General features: G+C 69.3%; 18 protein-coding genes and 2 pseudogenes. 18 read left to right on the top strand and 2 right to left on the bottom strand.

Annotated features, from left to right (window positions below):
- Positions 1-2: 2 nt before the first annotated feature.
- The 5 genes and pseudogenes from ACH4TV_RS27540 to ACH4TV_RS27520 all read left to right on the top strand — a co-directional run.
- Positions 3-179: pseudogene (locus tag ACH4TV_RS27540) on the top strand (DUF397 domain-containing protein); the annotation flags it as partial.
- Positions 180-362, top strand: a pseudogene (locus ACH4TV_RS27535) (DUF397 domain-containing protein); the annotation flags it as partial.
- Complete coding sequence (locus ACH4TV_RS27530) at positions 359-547, top strand: DUF397 domain-containing protein (RefSeq protein WP_398402623.1); 189 nt, start codon at positions 359-361, stop codon at positions 545-547. The pseudogene ACH4TV_RS27535 and the gene ACH4TV_RS27530, both read left to right, overlap by 4 nt.
- A 42-nt stretch (positions 548-589) precedes the next feature.
- The gene (locus ACH4TV_RS27525; RefSeq protein WP_398402621.1) at positions 590-1,342 is read left to right on the top strand and encodes a phosphotransferase family protein; all 753 of its coding nucleotides are present in this window, start codon (positions 590-592) and stop codon (positions 1,340-1,342) included.
- Positions 1,343-1,747: 405 nt separating this feature from the next.
- Positions 1,748-1,921, top strand: coding sequence for a CsbD family protein (locus tag ACH4TV_RS27520; protein WP_398402619.1), 174 nt, complete (start codon positions 1,748-1,750; stop codon positions 1,919-1,921).
- Positions 1,922-2,042: 121 nt separating this feature from the next.
- Here ACH4TV_RS27520 and ACH4TV_RS27515 read toward each other — a convergent pair whose 3' ends face one another.
- Together ACH4TV_RS27515 and ACH4TV_RS27510 are read right to left on the bottom strand one after the other, a co-directional pair.
- Positions 2,043-2,993, bottom strand: coding sequence for an SRPBCC family protein (locus tag ACH4TV_RS27515; RefSeq protein WP_398402617.1), 951 nt, complete (start codon positions 2,991-2,993; stop codon positions 2,043-2,045).
- A 3-nt stretch (positions 2,994-2,996) separates the two neighbouring features.
- Positions 2,997-3,878, bottom strand: coding sequence for a histone protein (locus ACH4TV_RS27510; RefSeq protein ID WP_398402615.1), 882 nt, complete (start codon positions 3,876-3,878; stop codon positions 2,997-2,999).
- 145 nt (positions 3,879-4,023) lie between these two features.
- Here ACH4TV_RS27510 and ACH4TV_RS27505 point away from each other — a divergent pair, with 145 nt between their 5' ends.
- From ACH4TV_RS27505 to ACH4TV_RS27445, 13 genes are all read left to right on the top strand, one after another.
- Positions 4,024-4,416 carry a gas vesicle protein gene (locus ACH4TV_RS27505; RefSeq protein ID WP_398402613.1) on the top strand — a complete coding sequence of 131 codons (393 nt, stop codon included), beginning with the start codon at positions 4,024-4,026 and terminating at the stop codon, positions 4,414-4,416.
- A 26-nt stretch (positions 4,417-4,442) separates the two neighbouring features.
- Positions 4,443-4,910 (top strand): gas vesicle structural protein GvpA, encoded by a 468-nt coding sequence (locus tag ACH4TV_RS27500; protein WP_398402611.1) that lies wholly within the window; start codon positions 4,443-4,445, stop codon positions 4,908-4,910.
- Positions 4,911-4,973: 63 nt separating this feature from the next.
- Positions 4,974-5,693, top strand: coding sequence for a GvpL/GvpF family gas vesicle protein (locus ACH4TV_RS27495; protein WP_398402609.1), 720 nt, complete (start codon positions 4,974-4,976; stop codon positions 5,691-5,693).
- A 29-nt stretch (positions 5,694-5,722) separates the two neighbouring features.
- Complete coding sequence (locus tag ACH4TV_RS27490) at positions 5,723-5,983, top strand: gas vesicle protein GvpG (RefSeq protein WP_398402608.1); 261 nt, start codon at positions 5,723-5,725, stop codon at positions 5,981-5,983.
- 74 nt (positions 5,984-6,057) lie between these two features.
- On the top strand, positions 6,058-6,480 hold the full coding sequence (locus tag ACH4TV_RS27485) for a gas vesicle protein (RefSeq protein WP_398402607.1): 423 nt from the start codon (positions 6,058-6,060) through the stop codon (positions 6,478-6,480).
- The gene (locus ACH4TV_RS27480; protein WP_398402606.1) at positions 6,477-7,343 is read left to right on the top strand and encodes a GvpL/GvpF family gas vesicle protein; all 867 of its coding nucleotides are present in this window, start codon (positions 6,477-6,479) and stop codon (positions 7,341-7,343) included. Before ACH4TV_RS27485 ends, ACH4TV_RS27480 begins: the two co-directional genes overlap by 4 nt.
- Entirely contained in the window at positions 7,340-7,576 is a 237-nt protein-coding gene (locus ACH4TV_RS27475; protein WP_398402604.1) for a gas vesicle protein, read from the top strand. Before ACH4TV_RS27480 ends, ACH4TV_RS27475 begins: the two co-directional genes overlap by 4 nt.
- Positions 7,573-8,040, top strand: coding sequence for a gas vesicle protein K (locus tag ACH4TV_RS27470; protein ID WP_398402602.1), 468 nt, complete (start codon positions 7,573-7,575; stop codon positions 8,038-8,040). Before ACH4TV_RS27475 ends, ACH4TV_RS27470 begins: the two co-directional genes overlap by 4 nt.
- Positions 8,037-8,948: a 16S rRNA (adenine(1518)-N(6)/adenine(1519)-N(6))-dimethyltransferase RsmA gene (rsmA, locus tag ACH4TV_RS27465; RefSeq protein WP_398402600.1), complete on the top strand. Its 912-nt coding sequence runs from the start codon at positions 8,037-8,039 to the stop codon at positions 8,946-8,948. Before ACH4TV_RS27470 ends, rsmA begins: the two co-directional genes overlap by 4 nt.
- Complete coding sequence (locus ACH4TV_RS27460) at positions 8,945-9,838, top strand: 4-(cytidine 5'-diphospho)-2-C-methyl-D-erythritol kinase (protein WP_398402598.1); 894 nt, start codon at positions 8,945-8,947, stop codon at positions 9,836-9,838. Before rsmA ends, ACH4TV_RS27460 begins: the two co-directional genes overlap by 4 nt.
- 357 nt (positions 9,839-10,195) lie before the next feature.
- Complete coding sequence (locus tag ACH4TV_RS27455; RefSeq protein ID WP_398402596.1) at positions 10,196-11,287, top strand: N-acetylmuramoyl-L-alanine amidase; 1,092 nt, start codon at positions 10,196-10,198, stop codon at positions 11,285-11,287.
- 317 nt (positions 11,288-11,604) lie between these two features.
- A complete protein-coding gene (locus ACH4TV_RS27450) occupies positions 11,605-12,384 on the top strand; it encodes an MHYT domain-containing protein (RefSeq protein ID WP_398402594.1) in 780 nt (259 codons plus the stop codon).
- Between the two features lie 135 nt (positions 12,385-12,519).
- The gene (locus ACH4TV_RS27445) at positions 12,520-14,562 is read left to right on the top strand and encodes a nitrate- and nitrite sensing domain-containing protein (RefSeq protein ID WP_398402592.1); all 2,043 of its coding nucleotides are present in this window, start codon (positions 12,520-12,522) and stop codon (positions 14,560-14,562) included.
- Positions 14,563-14,658: the final 96 nt, after the last annotated feature.

Here is a 14,658-nt window from a genome sequence, read left to right as displayed (position 1 = left end):
CCATGGGCACCCCAAGCAACTGGCGGAAGTCGTCCTACTCGGGCCCTGGCGACGGCAACTCCTGCGTCGAGATAGCGGGTCACCGCACCCGGGTAGCCATACGCGACTCCAAGAACCCCGCCTACGGCACCCTCACCTTCCCGACCGGAGCCTTCGCACCCTTCGTAGAGGCACTCAAGTGGCGGAAGTCGTCCTACTCCGGCGGCGGCGAGGGCAACGCCTGCGTGGAGATCGCCAGCTCGCGCACCCGCATAGCCGTCCGCGACTCCAAGGCGCCGGCCCGAGCGCCCCTCACCTTCCCGACCGGGGACTTCACCTGCTTCGTCGAGGCGCTCAAGTCGCCCAGGGCACAACCCCGGTGACCACCTCTGGCACCTGGCGGAAGTCGTCCTACTCCGGAAGCGGTGACGGCAACGCCTGCCTGGAGTTCGCCAGCTCGCGCACCCGCATAGCCGTCCGCGATTCAAAAGCCCCGGCTCACGGCGTCCTCACCTTCCCCATCGAAGCCTTCACCCCTTTCATCAAGGCCCTCAAGGCGCCGCGATAAACCCGGTGCCGTCGACGAGCATCCCCGCGATGCTGGTTGCCCATGGATGAGGTCGAAGTCGTCGTCGCCCATTCCGAGCGTGCGACTCTGCGCGTCGGTGACGTGTTCCTGAAGGTGGACGCCGATCAGGCGCGCATCGATGTCGAGGTCGAGGCGATGGCCCTCGTGCCGGTCCCGACCCCGGAGGTGCTGTGGCGCAAGCCGCACGTGCTGGCGATCGCCGCACTGCCGGGGGCGACGCTCGGGCGCCTCGGCGGGCCGTCGACCGGGTCGCGGGCGGCGTGGGCTGCGGCGGGTGCCGCCATCCGGAAGCTGCACGGCGCGCCGCTGCCGCCCCGGCCTGGCGGGGCAGGCCGGAGCGTCGTCGCGCTGGGGGCGGAACTCGACGACGAGTGCGAGTTGCTCGTAGCGAACGGCGTGCTGCCCGCCGACCTGGTCACCCGCAACCGCCAGGTCGCCGAGGCCGCGCTCCGGCCGTGGACTCCGGTGTTCACGCACGGCGACCTGCAGATCGCGCACGTCTTCGTCGACGGAGACGAGGTCACGGGCATCATCGACTGGTCCGAGGCGGGCCAGGGCGATGCCCTGTACGACCTCGCCACCTTCACGCTCGGACACGAGGAGCACCTCGACGACGTCATCGCCGGCTATGGCACCGACATCGACCTCGACCTCGACGTGATCCATGCGTGGTGGTCGTTGCGTAGCCTGCTGGCGGTTCGCTGGCTGGTCGAGCACGGCTTCGACCCGTTCGCGCCGGGCTGTGAGGTCGACGTGCTGAGAGCCCGGATGTGAGGCCGCGCGGGCCCGACTGCCACGTAGGCGGGCCGGAGCGTTCACCTCGCGGGCGGTGTGCCTCCGTGGTGCGATGGAAGGTGGGCAGGGAGGCGAGAGCGATGGTCCCACCAGCAGCGGAGCGCAAGAGTGGCGCAGCCCCGGTGTCAGTCCGATTGCAGGGCGTGACCATGCACAGACCCAACGAACCCGGGTACAGCCACCCCGACGCGTATGTGATCGACGACTGGCGTTGACCACCGCCGCGCCACCACGAGGGTCCCCGCCGGGTACGGCAGTTCGCCGTGGCCTGGCATTGTCGAAATCCGCCCTAAAGGTGCATAACTTGCTTAGGCGACCCACTGTGGGGTACACGGCAGGGAAGCTGATCTGTCGACCGCGCCCGCGTGCGTGGAGGTGAAAGAGATGGCGACAGGCAAGAAGGTCAAGAACGTGGCCAAGAAGAGCAAGGGCAAGATGAAGGAAACCGTTGGCGACGCTGTCGGCAACGAAAGCCTGGAGGCGAAGGGCGTTCGCGAGCAGATCGTGAGCGATGCGAAGCAGACGGGTGAGAAGGCCAAGGACACGCTGAAGCACTGAAGCCGTGTTCGAGGAGCGGTGAGAGGGGTCGACGGCTTCGTCGGCCCCTCTCGGGGGTTCGGGGGTGATCAGCCCGGCCGGCCCGGCCGGCCCGGCCGGTTGGCCTCCCGTCGTCGGCTCCCTACTCCTCGTCCTCCTCGTCGTAGTCCTCGTCCGTGTATTCCTCGCCGGCGGCGTCATAACGACCGTCGGGTTCCTCTTCGTCCTCCTCCTCGGGTTCTTCGTCTTCTTCCTCGAGTTCGTCCTCCTCTTCCAGCGCCTCTTCGTGGCTGACGACCACCTCGCCGTCCCGGATCTCGCCGCGCCAGCCTTCCGGCTCGTCGGTGGTGAGGGAGACGTGTCGCAGGAAATGCTTGAGGTCCAGGCGCAGACGGCGGCCCTGGGCGCGCCACAGGTTGCCGGTCTTCTCGAAGAACCCGGAGGGGTAGTACTCCAGCACCAGGAGGACGCGGGTCAGTGTCGGAGCGAGTTCGTGGAAGCTGACGCAGCCGCGGGTCGTTCCCTTGGCGCCCTCGGACGTCCATACGATCCGCTCGTCGGGTACCTGCTCCTGAACGGTGGCCTTCCAGCCGCGCGTCGACGGCCCGACCTTGACCTTCCACTCGCTGGTGGTGTCGTCGTCGCGGGAGACGTCGCGCACACCCTTGGCGAAGCCGCTGAAGTCCTCGTACTGCGTCCAGTGGTCGTACACCGTCCGCAGCGGTAGGCCTACGTCGATGAACTCGACGATGTTGACGACCTTGCCGCCGCTCTTGCGGCCCTTCTTGCCCTTGCCGAAGATCTTTGAGGCGGCGCCGGTCAAGGTTTCCTTGAGGCTGCTGAGGCCCTGGCCCGCCATCGCTTTCCCGGGCGAGTCGCCCCCCAGCACCCGCCCCCCGATACCGGTGAGGTCGGAGAGCTTGCCCTTGCCTTCCGTCACGTCCTGGAGCTGATCGGTCACGTCTGCCAGCTTGTCCGACGCCCTGTCCGCGAGCTGCTGGGCCTGGGCTTCGAGGTACGAGGTCAGCTCTTCGAGCAGCTGGTCCAGTCCCGACTTCGTGTCCTGCGCGCCGCCGCGTTTCGACTGTGCCATGACCTACCTCCGCGTGGACGGCTTGCGGCCTGGCGTCTTCTTCGCCGCAGTTTTCCTGGCTGTCGTCTTGCTGGTTGTCGTCTTCCTGGCCGCTGTCTTGCGTGCGGGAGCGCGCGCTGCGGTCTTCTTCGCCGGCGACTTCTTCGGCGGTGACTTCTTGGCCGGGGACTTCTTGGCCGTCCTCTTGGCCGTGGTCTCGGATGTTGTCCTGGCCGTCGTCCTGGAGGATGCGGCCTTCTTGGAGGCCGGCGAGCGCTGCGAGGTCTTTTCCGCTGTGCTCTTCTTCGCCGGCGTCCGCCGTGTGCTCCTTCGGGCGGGAGCTTTGGTGCGGGTGCGGGTTCCTGTACGGGTCGGTGCCCGGCCGCGCCTGCGAGACGAGGGCTCCTCTTCTTCCTCTTCTTCCTCCGGCTCGTACTCTCCCTCCGCTTCCTCGTCCTCGTCCTCTTCTTCCTCCGGCTCCCCTTCTTCTTCCGCCTCCGCTTCCGGGGGCCCTTCTTCGTCCTCGCCCTCCGTTTCGTACTCGTATTCGCCCTCGTCCTCGTAGGGCTCCTCCTCGTCCTCCCGCTCGTCCGTGCTGGTCAGTTCGAGAGTGCGCTGGTGGAGCGAGTCGGCGAGGTCGCCGAGCTTGCGGTTCGCCGCGACTCCCAGCGCCTTTTTGCCGGCGTCCAGGGCCTCGCCACGAAGCTGATCGCCCACTTCGGCGAACTGGGGCATCTCCTTGAGCTTGCTGAGGCCCTGCGTCAGGAGCTGACCTGGCTCAAGGCCGAAACGGCGGCCTGCGAGGTAGGTGGCCGCCGTGAACGCGAGACGGCCCTTCTTGGCGCGTCCCAGTACATAACCCCCGGCCACGGCGGCCGCGAGCGCGATCTTGGTCGTGTCCTGCATGAGCTGCTCTCCTTCCCGAGAGCGCGTGCCGACTGTGCGTCGCCGCTCAGACGGGCTGTATACCGCCTACCCCTAAAAAGGTGGATATCTCCCGATACAATGACAATTAAGCTTCAGTGAGCCGAGTCCCCAGTGGAGTGACCACATGGCCGCAGCAGAACCACCACCTCCGAGGAGAGTCCGCCCCCGCCCGGCCGGGAACGCCGAGAGCGCCAAGGGCGCTGAGGGGCGGGAGCGGCCGTCGGCCCGCAAGGCTTCCGCCAAGCGGCGGGCAGGGGTTCCCGACGCGGCTGCGGCGATGCGCTCGGCAGCCGGACAACTCGCCCAACTGCTCGGCAGGCCCCCTGACTCCGTCTCGTCACTCAAGCCGACCGACGAGGGCTGGGAGGCGCAGGTGGAAGTGGTGGAGCTCGACCGCATCCCCGATACGACCAGCGTGATGGCCAGCTACAAGGTCGCCCTGGATCCGCAGGGAGCGCTGGTCTCGTACGAGCGGACCCGCCGGTACAGCCGGGGCATGATCGACCGGCCGACCTGAAAGAGGCCGGCAGGAGAGGAGGCGCCATGACCATGGTGCCGCAGAGCGGCAACGGCGTGAGCAGAAGCGGAGGCACCACAGGCAGCAGCAGCCTTTACGACGTGTTGGAGCTCATCCTCGATCGTGGCCTGGTCATCGATGTCTTCGTCCGTGTCTCATTGGTGGGCATCGAGCTCATCAAGATCGACGCCCGCATCGTGGTGGCCAGTGTCGACACCTATCTGCGGTTCGCCGAGGCATGCAACCGACTTGATCTCGAATCGGGCAGGAAGGCGCCCGCCCAGCTTCCCGAGGTCGTCGGAAACATGGTGGAAGGCGGCGCTCGCGGCAAATCCAAGGGCGCGCTCAGCGGGGCGGTCGACGCCGTGACCGAGTCCCTCACCGGCCGCTCCGCCCAGCGGGAGGAAGCGGAGGAGGAGGAAGAGCCCGAAGAGGAAGCCGCGCCCAGGAAGCGGCGTCCCGCCCGGCGTCCGGCCCGCCGGGAGAGGGAGTAACCCGCCGGAGTAACCCGCCGCGAGAGGGAGCAAAGGGAGAAAAGGCAGCCAAGGGAGTACGCGATGGCGCTCTACGTGTACGGGATCACAGGTAAGGACCATCCTCACCGACTTGACGGTCTGACGGGCGTGGGCTCACACCCGTCACCCGTGCGTACGGTCACGGCCGGGCCCTTGTCCGCAGTGGTCAGCGACGTCTCCGAGGAGATCCGGCCCAAACGCAGAGATCTCCAGGCGCATCAGGGAGTGCTGGAATCCCTCATGGCCGACGCCGTGGTCCTGCCGCTGCAGTTCGGCTACCTCGCCTCCGACGAGCAGGCCGTCCAGCAGGCTCTGGAGGAGAACACCGACCACTACATCGCCACCCTCGCGCGAATCGACGGCTGCGCCGAGTACCACGTGCGGGCCTCCCAGGCGGACGAGGACGAGCTGCTGCGCCAGGTCCTGCGGGACTCTCCCGAGGCGAGGGAACTCAACGAGCGGATCCGGGCCGGCGCGAAGGACCCGCAACTGCCCCTCGCGCTGGGGGAACTGGTCGCCCGCGCAGTACAGGAACGCCAGGAGGCCGTGGCCGCGGGACTCGCTCACACGCTGATTCCCTACGGCCGGGAGCACGCCACGCATCCGCCCGCCGGCCCCGACTTCCTCAATCTGTCGCTTCTGGTACCGCATGACCGGACGCGGGAATTCCTGGCGGCGCAGGCCGACCTCGCCCGCCAGACCGAGGACGGCGTCGACTTCCGGCTCACCGGGCCGCTGCCCCCGTACAGCTTCGTTCGGTGACCCCGGATCCAGGGAGGAGGACACGAACCATGGGCCTGCTGACACACCTGCTCACCCTTCCCGTCGCGCCGGTGCGGGCCGTCGTATGGGCCGCCCAGCGGATCGAGGAGAAGGCCCAGGACGAGTACTACGACCCGGCCCCGGTGTGGCGCGCCCTCGCCGACCTGGAGCGGCGCCTCCAGGGCGGCGAGATCGACCAGGAGACCTTCGACAGCCAGGAGGACGAGCTGATCGACCGGCTCGCGGAGATCGCGGAGTTCCGCCGGCAATTCCCTGACCGATACCCGTGACCGATACCCGTGACCGGTCTCCCTGACCGATCTCCCCGACCGATCTCCCTGACAGGGGAAGCGAGGCCGACATCGTGTCTGAGCCACTACCCGACCGACTCGGATCCTTCCCGTCCCGGGCCGCCCCGATGCCGTACGGCGGGCAGAGCACCTCCAGCCTCGCCGACATCCTGGAAAGAGTCCTGGACAAGGGCATCGTCATCGCCGGTGACATCCGCATCGACCTTCTCGACATCGAACTGCTGACGATCAAACTCCGGATCCTGGTCGCCTCCGTGGACAAGGCGAAGGAGATGGGCATCGACTGGTGGGAGCACGACTCCTCGCTCTCCTCACGTCACACCGGCAGCCCTCTTGAGCAGGAGAACCGCCGACTGCGCGCCGAGCTGGAGGCCCTGCGCCGCGAACGCCCCGATGATCAGGAGCAGGGCACGGACGAGGGAACCGCAGGTGGTGGGGGAGCAAGAGGGGGGACCGCACGGGGGCGGCGGCCATGACCGCATCCGACGACGTCCTCACGTACGTCTACGCCACAGCCCCCCTCACCGCAGGCCTCCGCGACGTCCTGAAAGGCCTCCGGGGCATCCACGGCTCCCCTGTCGTCTGCGTCACCGCGCCACCCGGCCCCGGCGACGGGCCCTCCTTGGCCTTCGCCACCAGCCACGTCCTTCGGCGCGACTTCGACGAGAGCGCGCTGAAGAAGCACTTCGAGGATCTGGAGTGGCTCGAGGATGTCGCCCGCGCGCACCACGAGGTCGTCCAGGCACTCTCCGCCCACACCACGGTCCTCCCGCTGCGCATGGCCACCGTCTACCAGGACGACGACCGCGCCGGCCAGGCACTGGCCGAGCAGTACGACGCCTTCGCCGAAAGACTCGCCCAGCTCACCGCCCACACCGAATTCGGCGTGAAGATCTTCCTCGCGCCCCTCGCGCCCTCCACGAGCCCGGCCGGCCCCGCACCCGGCACCGGCACGGGAACCCCCGCCACCACCACTCCGGGCAAGGGCAAGGCCTACCTCCAGAGCCGCAGAGCCCAGCACCAAGCCCAGGAAGCCCTGTACGGCCAGGCGCAGAGGGCCGCCGAAACCGTCGGAGCCGTCGCCTCCCGATACGCCTCGCAGCACGTGCGACACCCCGCCCAGCGCGGCGCCCTGACCGGGCCCGCGGAAAACGTGCTCAACGACGCCTACCTCGTCCCGAACGCGTTCGCGGAGGCGTTCCGGACCGCCGTCGAAGAAGCCGTCGGCGTGTTCGAAGGCATCCATGTCGAGGTGACCGGCCCTTGGGCGCCGTACTCCTTCGCCATGCCGCCGCCCGAGCACCGGCCCACGGCCGACGACGAGGAGCGCGGCCGATGACTCTGGCGGAGCCGGAGCACGGAGAGCCGCTGCCAGGGCGCCAGGTGGCGCTGGTGGACCTCCTCGACCGGCTGCTCAGCGGCGGCGTGGTCGTCACCGGTGACATCGTTCTGTCCATCGCCGACATCGATCTCGTCCGCATCTCGCTGCGCGCTCTCATCGTGTCCGTCAGTTCCGAGGACAGCCAGGCCCCGACGGCCCCCGGCAGCAACGGCCCAGGAGCGCGGCCATGAGCGAGAAACACCCCGATCACCACTCCGATCACCACCCCGATGACCCCGACCTCCGGGGCCTCGGCGACTCGATGGCGCGCGCCTTCCGACTGGTCCAGGCACCGCCCACCCCGCCCGAAGCGCCCTCGCACGAAGCGCCCCCACGCGCGGCACACCGCGTGCACACCGACCGCGACACGGTGGAAGAGGACCTGCTCAAGCTGGTCCTCACCCTGGTCGAGCTGCTGCGTCAGCTCATCGAGCGCCAGGCACTGCGCCGCGTCGACGCGGGAGACCTCACCGACGACCAGGAGGAGGAACTGGGAGCCACGCTCCTGGCGCTCCACGACCGACTGGCCGATCTGTGCACCCAGCACGGCTACACGCTGGAGGACCTCAATCTCGACCTCGGCCCGTTGGGCCCCCTGCTTCCGCCCGGACCCGGCACTTCTCCCCCTCCCACCCCCCGTACCCTGGACCCGTGAGTACCAGCCCCGTCCCCGACGCCTCCTCCGACGCCCTGTTCGGTGCCTCCGACATCCGTGAGCTGGCCGGCGCCCTCGGGGTGCGGCCGACCAAGCAGCGCGGCCAGAACTTCGTCATCGACGCCAACACCGTGCGCCGTATCGTGCGCACCGCCGGTGTGCGGCCCGACGACGTGGTCGTCGAGGTCGGGCCGGGGCTCGGTTCGCTCACCCTCGGGCTGCTGGAGGCCGCCGAGCGGGTCGTCGCCGTCGAGATCGACGACGTGCTCGCCGGGGCGCTGCCCGCGACGGTCGCCGCCCGGATGCCCGGCCACGTGGAGCGGTTCGAGCTGGTGCACTCCGATGCCATGCGGGTGACCGAACTGCCGGGGCCCCCGCCCACCGCACTGGTCGCGAATCTGCCGTACAACGTCGCCGTGCCCGTGCTGCTGCACATGCTGGAGACGTTCCCGAGTATCGAGCGGACCCTCGTCATGGTGCAGGCGGAGGTCGCCGACCGGCTCGCCGCGCCGCCCGGGTCGAAGGTGTACGGCGTCCCGTCGGTGAAGGCCAACTGGTACGCCGAGGTCAAGCGGGCCGGTGCCATCGGGCGCAACGTCTTCTGGCCCGCGCCCAACGTCGACAGCGGGCTTGTTTCGCTGGTCCGGCGTGCCGAGCCCATCAAGACGACCGCCTCCCGGCGCGAGGTGTTCGCGGTCGTGGATGCCGCGTTCGCCCAGCGGCGCAAGACCCTGCGCGCCGCCCTCGCCGGGTGGGCCGGGTCGGCCGCCGCCGCCGAGAGCGCCCTCGTCGCCGCAGGTGTCTCCCCGCAGGCCCGCGGCGAGTCCATCGGCGTCGAGGACTTCGTCCGCATCGCGGAGAACAAGGTCCAGGAACAGGACGACAACGGGGAGTCCGGGCAGCTGTGAGCGTCACCGTACGGGTTCCCGCCAAGGTCAACGTCCAGCTCGCGGTGGGTGCCGCGCGTCCCGACGGCTTCCACGACCTCGCCAATGTCTTCCTCGCCGTCGGCCTGTTCGACGAGGTCACCGTGACCCCGGCCGAGGAGCTCCGGATCACCTGTGCGGGGCCGGACGCCGCTCAAGTGCCCCTCGACGGGACGAATCTCGCCGCCCGGGCCGCCGTGGCGCTCGCCGAGCGGTACGGCCGTACGCCCGCCGTGCACATCCACATCGCCAAGGACATCCCCGTCGCCGGCGGGATGGCGGGCGGTAGTGCCGACGGCGCCGGTGCGTTGCTCGCCTGCGACGCGTTGTGGGGGACCGGGGCCTCGCGCGTCGAACTCCTCGACATCTGCGCCGAGTTGGGCAGCGATGTGCCGTTCAGCCTGGTGGGCGGGGCCGCGCTCGGGATCGGGCGCGGCGAGAAGCTGACGGTCCTGGAGACCGGGGGCACCTTCCACTGGGTGTTCGCGATGGCGGAGCGCGGGCTGTCGACGCCTGCCGTGTTCCGGGAGTTCGACCGGCTGGTCGCTGACAGTGACGTACCGGTGCCCGTCGCCTCGTCGGAACTCCTCGACGCGCTCGCCGCCGGTGACCCGGACGCGCTCGCCGCCACGGTCTCCAACGACCTCCAGCCCGCCGCCCTTTCCCTCTTCCCGGCCCTCGCCGACACCCTCGCCGCGGGCCGTGCGGCCGGTGCCCTGACGGCTCTGGTCTCGGGTTCCGGTCCGACGACGGCGTTTCTCGCCCGGGATGCGGTGGCTGCGCAGGAGGTGGCTCAGGCGCTCTCCGTGTCCGGTAGCTGCCGTTCTGTGCGAGTGGCAGCGGGGCCGGTGGCCGGCGCCAGCCTGCTGTGACAGTGGACACAAAGAGTTACTTTTGGGTTACCCCATTTGTCGGACGCTCACAGGGAATTCACCGTTCCTTGGCCTGAGATGGTGTGGGTGGGGCGGGCGTGACGCATAGGGTCTTTTCAACTTCAAGCACTCGCCGTCGCAGGGCTCTTTCGGTCGTACGACTGTTCAAGTCGTAGGGCTTTCCGCGAGTTCCATGAGTGTGCGCGGCGTGGGGTCCCCCTTGAGTTGCCAACTCCCCCAGTTCATCCGGAAGGCATCTCCGTGTCCGTACCTCCCCCCTCCTCTTCTTCGTCCTCTTCCTCGTCTCCTTCTCCGGCGCGCTCCCATCGCAGGAAAGTTCCCCTCTCCCGGCGCGGCATGATCGGCGCCGCCGGTGCGGTCGCCGTCGGCGGCGCGCTGACCCCGGTGGTCTTCGCGGCGGGCAACGGTGAGGACTCCTCCTCCAGCAACTCCGGTACGACGGACAGCACGTCCGGCACCGCGGGTACCGAGCCGCAGAAGTTCCCGGCCACCCGTACCGAGGCCGCCACCGGCACCGCCGAGGGCAGTGCCGCGTTCGCCATCTCGTACGTCGGTGTGCGCTGGAGCGGGGCGGCGGACGGCGCCGGGATCAAGTTCGCGGACGGTGCCTCCGCGCCCGGCAAGTGGCAGGAAATGAACGGCGGTTGCGCGACCGTCGAGGGCGGCGGCACGAAGCTGGTGGCGGCGGGGGACGCCACCGCGTACGAGCTGAAGCTGCCCGACGGTACGAGTGTGAGCGGGGCGCGGTCGCTGGCGATCGACACGACCGGCGGGGCCGGCAAGACCTTCGAGGTGCCGACCGAGCCGACCCGGGTGCGCGGGGTGCAGTACCTGTCGCGGCCGGCGTGGGGTGCCGACGAGTCGAAGCGGTTCAAGGACGGGAAGGTCAACACGCCGGAGGCGTACTACCCGTTCCAGACGGTCACCGTCCACCACACGGACACTCCGAACGCCGACCCCGACCCGGCGGCGACCGTGCGCGGCATCTACGAGTACCACGCGATCTCCCTCGACTGGGGCGACATCGGCTACCACTTCCTCATCGACGAGGCCGGCGCCGTCTACGAGGGCCGCTACTCCGGCGACGACCTCGTCCCGGCCTTCGACAAGGACGGCAACCTCGTCACCGCCTTCCACACCGCCGGCTTCAACTCCGGCAACCTCGGCATCGCCCTGCTCGGCAACCTGGTCGCCCAGCCGCCGACCGACGCGGCCAAGGCCTCGCTGATCCGCCTCATCAAGGTGATCGCCCGCTTCAAGGGCCTCGACCCGCAGGCGAAGTTGACCTATGTGAACCCGGTCAACGGGGTGACGAAGGACGTCAACGCGATCAGCGGCCACCGCGACTGGCTGTCCACCGACTGCCCCGGCCAGACGATGTACGACCTCCTCGGCGAGGTCCGTACGGCGGTGGCCGGCAAGAGCTGACGACCCTGATCGCGCTGACGATCGTGATCGCGGCATTCGTGATCATGGCTCATTAGTGACGGTATCGAGCGAAGTGAGGGGTCGGTGAAAATCGGCCCCTTCTTCGTGACCTTGCACAAAAATGCAGGTCAAATGGTACCTCAACTGTTATCTACGTCACCGCAATCGAATGTTCGGCAATCCGCCCCATGGTCCCTTTCGCGCCATCTGGTGCAGAGGGAGGGGTGGCATGATCAGCCATCCCCCGGTCCCCCGTTACCGGCGGTACTTCCTGGGTGCGGCCTTCTGCCGGCACCTCGGGCGAGAGGAATCCCCCCATGGGCCATATGGATCACTTCAGCGCCGGTTGGGTCACCCCCGTTCTGTCCTATGCGATGGCCTGTCTGGGCTCGGCGCTCGGACTGCGCTGCACCGTAAGGGCGTTGGAATCGGACGGCGCCTCCAAGCGCAACTGGCTGACGCTCGCCTCGTTCGCGATCGGGTCCGGCATCTGGACCATGCACTTCGTCGCGATGATGGGCTTCGGCGTCGACGGCACCCCCATCCGCTACGACGTCCCGCTGACCGTCCTCAGCCTCGTCACCGCGATCGCTGTCGTCGCTGCCGGTGTCTTCACCGCCGGGTACGGCCGCTCCCGCGTCAGGTCGGTGATCCTCGGCGGCCTCGGCACCGGCCTCGGCGTCGCCGCCATGCACTACGCCGGCATGTACGCGCTCAACCTGCACGGCGAGATCTCGTACGACCCGACGCTCGTCGTCGCCTCCGTCGCGATCGCCGTGGTCGCCGCGACCGCCGCGCTCACCCTCACCCTCATCGTGCGCGGGCCCGTGCTCGCCACGATCGCCGCGCTGGTCATGGGCCTCGCGGTGAGCAGCATGCACTACACCGCGATGTACGCGGTCGAGGTCGACCTCGCGCCCAGCAGCGCGGAGCTGCCCGGGGCCACGTCCACGGAGTTCCTCTTCCCGCTGGCCGTGCTGCTCGGGTCGTTCCTCTTCCTGGCCTCGGCGTATGTCGCCCTGTCGCCCACAGGGAAGCGGGAGGAGGCGGCGTTCGCGGCGGAAATGCTCCGCGAGGTCGAGCTGGCCACCGCCTGAGCCCGATCTCGCCCCCGCCGCCCCTACCCGTTCCCATCCTCTGGGGGCTCTGCCCCCAGACCCCCGTATCGCGCTGAACGCGCTCGTCCTCAAACGCCGGACGGGCTGAAATGCAAAAAGCTAACGAGGTTCTCCATGAGTTTGGCTCGCACCTCCGAACGGCTACGCCCCAGATCCGTCCGGGCGAAGATCGTCGCCCTGCTGATGCTGCCCGTCGTCTCCCTCATGGCTCTCTGGAGCTTCGCCGCCGTCACCACCGCGTCCATCATCGGCGACGCCGAGCGGGCCAAGGACGTCAACTCCGAACTGCTCGTCCCGGTCGCCCACTTCGTCACCGCGATACAGACCGAGCGGTCCGTCGCCACCCGGTACGCCGCCGACCCGAGATCCGGCGACGCGGACGTCCTCGGGCGGACCCGGGTGGCCACCGACAAGGCCGCCGAAGCCCTGCTCGCCGGCATCAACTCCTCCAGCTCGGACGCCGCACTCCTCGAGTCCGCGCTGCCCGGCCGCCTCGACAAACTCGCCGACGACGTCAAGAGCATCACCGAGCTGCGGGTGCCGCAGAGCGGCGGCGGCAAGAACGCGACGCAGGCCGCGTACACCGCGTACACGGACATCGTCGAGGACGCCTTCGCCGTCACCGGCGCGCTCACCGGGGAGAAGGGCACGACCACCGCCTCCGAGGCGCGGGTGGTCCTCGAACTCGCCCGCGCCCGCGAGGCGCTGGCCCAGGAGCAGGCGCTCCTCATGGCGGGCGCCGCGGCCGGGAAGCTCACCGACGAGCAGTACGCGCTGTTCGTCGGCGCCCTCGCCGTCCAGCGGAGCCTGCTGAAGCCCTCCGTCGCCGATCTCAAGCCCGAACACCGGAAGGCGTACACCACCCTTCTGGAGAGCGGGAGTTACGACCGGCTGACGGCGATCGAGAACCGTGTACGCAGTGCCGGCGCCGGTGAATCGGCCGTGGCCGACGGCCTGTTGAAGGACTGGGACAACTCCGCGAGCACTGTGCTGGAGTCGCTCGCCAAGGCTGAGACGAAGGCCGGTACGGCCGCCGCGGCCAAGGCGAACCCGTTCGGCTGGGACACGCTCGGCGCCTCCGGGATCGCCGTACTCCTGGGCCTGGTGGGCGTGTTGCTGTCGCTGCTGGTCTCCGTGTCCGTCGGCCGGGGACTGATCGTGGAGCTCCTCGACCTGCGCAACTCGGCCCTCGAAGTCGCCGGCCGCCGACTCCCGCAGGCCATGCGTCGGCTGCACCTCGGGCAGGGCGTCGACATCGACGCCGAGGCCCCGATGCGCCGCCTCGCCGGAGACGAACTCGCCCAGGTGGGCACCGCGTTGACGGCCGTACAGCGGGCGGCGCTCAAGGCCGCCTCCGAGCGCGCCGAACTCCTCAGCGGTATCTCCGGCGTGTACGTCAGCCTCGCCCGCCGCAGCCAGGTGCTGCTCCACCGGCAGCTCGACATCCTCGACCGGCTGGAGCAACGCCCGCGCGAGGCGGCCGAGTTGCAGGACCTGTACCGCGTCGACTACCTGGCCACCCGGATGCGCCGGCACTCCGAGAGCCTCCTCATCCTGTCCGGCATCGCGCCCGGCCGTGGCTGGCGGGACCCGATCCCGCTGGCGGACACCCTGCGCGCCGCGGTGGCCGAGATCGAGGACGGGACGAGGGTCCAGATCTGGGCCGTACCCCCGGTGTCGCTGATCGGCGGCTCGGTGGCCGACGTCATCCATCTGCTCGCCGAACTCGTCGAGAACGCGGCGGCGTTCTCCCCGCCCAGCACCAAGGTCCAGCTGCGCGCGGCCCGGTTGCACGACGGCCTCCTCATCGAGGTCGAGGACAGCGGCTTCGGTATGAAGGAGGAGGCGATGGCCGACGCCAACCGCAAGATCCAGTCGGAGAAGGTCGACCTCCTCGACGCCAAGCAGATCGGCCTGTTCGTGGTGAACCGCCTCGCGGACCGACAGGGCCTGCGGGTCGAGGTGCGCGAGTCTCCCAGCGGTGGCGTCACCGCGGCCGTCCTCATCCCCGAGAACCTGGTGCGCGACGACATGCCGGTGCGCGAGAGCCAGTACGAGCGGGAGCGCGAGCACGCGCTGACGGCGCCGGAGGGTGCCGGAGGCGGCCGGGGCCTGGCACCGGCGTCGGCGCTGATTCCGCAGCAGCGGGGCGAGTAGCCCGTAGGGCTTGGTGAACGGCCGTGCGCCCCGGGTGAGTTGTGTCCCCGGGGCGCACGGCTTCTGTCATGTGGGCTGTCGTAGCCGGGCCGGTGT

It is taken from the genome of Streptomyces sp. NPDC020898 (assembly GCF_044333925.1).
Classification (GTDB): Bacteria; Actinomycetota; Actinomycetes; order Streptomycetales; family Streptomycetaceae; genus Streptomyces.
The sequence above is the reverse complement of the archived record's forward strand: the minus strand, read 5'-3'. Positions and strand labels throughout refer to the sequence as shown.

Coding starts and splice junctions, on each gene's coding strand:
- ACH4TV_RS27525 (WP_398402621.1), top strand. CDS start 590: ATGGATGAGGTCGAAGTCGTCGTCGCCCATTCCGAGCGTGCGACTCTG.
- ACH4TV_RS27520 (WP_398402619.1), top strand. CDS start 1,748: ATGGCGACAGGCAAGAAGGTCAAGAACGTGGCCAAGAAGAGCAAGGGC.
- ACH4TV_RS27515 (WP_398402617.1), bottom strand. CDS start 2,993: ATGGCACAGTCGAAACGCGGCGGCGCGCAGGACACGAAGTCGGGACTG.
- ACH4TV_RS27510 (WP_398402615.1), bottom strand. CDS start 3,878: ATGCAGGACACGACCAAGATCGCGCTCGCGGCCGCCGTGGCCGGGGGT.
- ACH4TV_RS27505 (WP_398402613.1), top strand. CDS start 4,024: ATGGCCGCAGCAGAACCACCACCTCCGAGGAGAGTCCGCCCCCGCCCG.
- ACH4TV_RS27500 (WP_398402611.1), top strand. CDS start 4,443: ATGACCATGGTGCCGCAGAGCGGCAACGGCGTGAGCAGAAGCGGAGGC.
- ACH4TV_RS27495 (WP_398402609.1), top strand. CDS start 4,974: ATGGCGCTCTACGTGTACGGGATCACAGGTAAGGACCATCCTCACCGA.
- ACH4TV_RS27490 (WP_398402608.1), top strand. CDS start 5,723: ATGGGCCTGCTGACACACCTGCTCACCCTTCCCGTCGCGCCGGTGCGG.
- ACH4TV_RS27480 (WP_398402606.1), top strand. CDS start 6,477: ATGACCGCATCCGACGACGTCCTCACGTACGTCTACGCCACAGCCCCC.
- ACH4TV_RS27475 (WP_398402604.1), top strand. CDS start 7,340: ATGACTCTGGCGGAGCCGGAGCACGGAGAGCCGCTGCCAGGGCGCCAG.
- ACH4TV_RS27470 (WP_398402602.1), top strand. CDS start 7,573: ATGAGCGAGAAACACCCCGATCACCACTCCGATCACCACCCCGATGAC.
- ACH4TV_RS27455 (WP_398402596.1), top strand. CDS start 10,196: ATGATCGGCGCCGCCGGTGCGGTCGCCGTCGGCGGCGCGCTGACCCCG.
- ACH4TV_RS27450 (WP_398402594.1), top strand. CDS start 11,605: ATGGGCCATATGGATCACTTCAGCGCCGGTTGGGTCACCCCCGTTCTG.
- ACH4TV_RS27445 (WP_398402592.1), top strand. CDS start 12,520: ATGAGTTTGGCTCGCACCTCCGAACGGCTACGCCCCAGATCCGTCCGG.